The organism is Bacteroides intestinalis, from assembly GCF_003464595.1.
GTDB classification, from domain to species: Bacteria; Bacteroidota; Bacteroidia; order Bacteroidales; family Bacteroidaceae; genus Bacteroides; species Bacteroides intestinalis_A.
Genome location: NZ_QRZF01000047.1, coordinates 1 through 1405, shown reverse-complemented (window position 1 = coordinate 1405; position 1405 = coordinate 1). Strand labels below are relative to the sequence as shown.

At 46.7% G+C, this 1405-nt stretch carries 2 protein-coding genes; both read right to left on the bottom strand.

Annotation, left to right across the window (positions count from 1 at the left end):
• Nucleotides 1-2: 2 nt before the first annotated feature.
• Complete coding sequence (locus tag DWW10_RS25605; RefSeq protein WP_118487408.1) at nucleotides 3-266, bottom strand: hypothetical protein; 264 nt, start codon at nucleotides 264-266, stop codon at nucleotides 3-5.
• Nucleotides 267-523: 257 nt separating this feature from the next.
• Nucleotides 524-1405, bottom strand: an 882-nt coding sequence (locus tag DWW10_RS25595; protein WP_182021549.1) for a PD-(D/E)XK nuclease domain-containing protein, incomplete at its 5' end; no start/stop codon positions are given.

Genomic DNA, 1405 nt, shown 5'->3' with positions numbered 1-1405 from the left:
CTTCAGCGCGAGCCCGAGGCGAGCCCGAGGCGAGCCCGAGGCGAGCCCGAGGCGAGCCCGAGGCGAGCCCGAGGCGAGCCCGAGGCTATTTCATATCCGTCGGTTTCGGGAGCGAAATCGAATGCCAGCGGCACCGTCACCAGTTTCTCATTATCCACCGGAATTTCCCTCTCAGTTATCTTATCCTCACATCCGGCCAGCCCACTCATAAGTGCAACCAGCCCTAAAAACATAGTAAAAATACTTTCAAATTTCATTCGTTTCATATTTATGTCAATTTTATAAAATAGTTCATTATCTCCAAAACAGACGGTCTATTCACGACAAACAGACCATCCGTTTCACTGTTACAGATAGTCTGTTCTGCATAAACAGACCATCTGTTTTTATTTTTCATTCCTGCATACAATGCAGGCGATCCGGAACATCGGAAAACAAACCGTCCCGCCTCATGCACTTCTGTGCACGGGGCGGGACGGAAAACTTAATGACAAATATCTTTTTTCGGATATATCCTCCTAAATCAACTTTGCTTCTCTACAATCCACTTCTCAATGTTTCGCGTCTTGTTACTGAAGTTCACGCCAATCTTGAACAGTTGACGGCTATCCTTCTCGAAAGGCTGTGCATAGCCTTTCTCGTTAATCTGCTCCATGGCCTCTTCGGCGGTGCCGTCCAGCTTGAATTCCATCACATAGATGAAGCTGTCCGTCTGCAACACCAGGTCAATGCGTCCGTCCGAAGTATGGCGCTCCGCATTGACATAGAACCCCAACAGTTTGTAAATGATGAAAAGCACATTCTGATAGTGGAGTTCAAGATCGCTCACCAACTCATAAGGGGTATCCGCAAAGAAACTGCGAAGACGACTGAAGAAAGAGTCAACGTCTCCGGCACGCAACTCCTTCACGAACTTTTGTATCTCAAAAGGAGCCTCTACTTTACTGAGCCGGGTATAGAAAGGCACCAAAAACTTGATGAAACCCTCTTCTACCTCCCTATTTGGGAAGCCGAGACGATAAAGGCCGAACTCCTTGTCATAGCCCTTTATGGTGAGATACCCACTCTGAAAAATCATAGGAATGGGGTCTTCATCACCATAGATACTATTCAGAACATCGGCATCAGTCTGTACGTGTGCCATACGTTCCAAATCGTAATGACTACGTTGCAACAATTCCACGAGATAGGTAGGCGTACCTGTCTCAAACCAGTAACTACCGAACTTCATCTTATAGAAAGTGTTCAGCACGCTGAAAGGATTATAGATGCCTTCCGTATTCTCAACGAAATGGTAACCATCGTAACACTCTTTCAGTTCGGCTGCAGCTTGCTCGTAAGTCATCTTTTGTGCGGTGGCCAGCTCATGCAATTCTTCTTTCAGATTCTCATGTATTTCCCGCTC

What these genes read in the sequence shown, in the direction of transcription:
- DWW10_RS25605 (WP_118487408.1), bottom strand. Translation starts at nt 266, where the DNA reads ATGAAACGAATGAAATTTGAAAGTATTTTTACTATGTTTTTAGGGCTG.